The organism is Vibrio sp. 1641, from assembly GCF_033339995.1.
GTDB lineage: Bacteria > Pseudomonadota > Gammaproteobacteria > Enterobacterales > Vibrionaceae > Vibrio > Vibrio alginolyticus.
The window spans coordinates 1-1,004 of sequence record NZ_JAWOVP010000061.1 but is presented as its reverse complement, the minus strand read 5'-3'; the positions used below and the strand labels follow the sequence as shown (position 1 = coordinate 1,004).

The 1,004-nt window shown below is 44.8% G+C and carries 1 protein-coding gene; it reads left to right on the top strand.

Going from position 1 to position 1,004, the window contains the following annotated elements:
- A partial coding sequence (locus R7Z47_RS24155) for a glutathionylspermidine synthase family protein (protein WP_318130675.1) occupies positions 1-1,004 on the top strand: 1,004 nt, incomplete at both ends.

The following is a 1,004-nucleotide window of genomic DNA, read 5'->3' as shown; positions in this document are numbered from 1 at the left end:
TACGCTGGAGCAAATCGAGCACGACCTAGAATCTCCCACTGAAGAATTGCATCAGATGTGCTTGTCTATTGTGGATGAGGTGGTTCGCTGTGAGCAACTACTGACGAAATGTGCGATTCCTGAGTTGATGTGGGAACAGGTAGCGTCTTCGTGGCAACGAAAAGAGCCTTCGCTCTATTCTCGTTTGGATTTTGCGTATAACGGAACATCACCAGCAAAGCTACTCGAAAACAATGCCGATACACCGACAAGTTTGTTTGAAACGGGTTTTTGGCAATGGGTGTGGCTGGAAGATGTAGTTAACAAAGGTCGAATTCATCAAGCTGCGGATCAATTCAATATTCTTCAAGACTTTCTAATTGAGCGTTTTGCGGAGATAGCCAAATATCAACCGGGACAAACTCTCCACTTTAGCTGTTGCAAGTACACAGAAGAAGATAAAGCGACTGTCCAGTATTTAGAAGATTGCGCGCGCGAGGCGGGGCTAGCGACAGCTTTTGTGCACGTCGAAGATATTGGTGTAACGGAAGACGGAAAATTTGTGGATGTGGACGAACGAGCCATTCGTTGGATGTTCAAACTTTATCCTTGGGAATTCATGTTTGAAGAGGAATACGCGAAACATTTAGCGACTGCAAACGTTAACTGGCTAGAACCCATGTGGAAATCGATTTTATCCAATAACGCACTTTTGCCATTGTTGTGGGAACGCTTTCCAAATCATCCTACTCTTTTGCCTGCCTATTTTGCTAATGACCCAAAAGCGAGTTGTTTGAACGATTATGTCATCAAACCGTTATTCTCACGGGAGGGGGCGAATATTGAGATCGTCAAAGATGGAAAGCGCTTGGTGAAAACGCCGGGGCCTTATGAATCGAAATTCAATATCGTCCAGAAATATCATCCGTTGCCTAAGTTTGGGCAGAACCATACGTTAATCGGTAGTTGGCTCGTCAATGATAGAGCGGCGGGTATTTCGATTCGTGAAGATAGTAGCCTAGTGA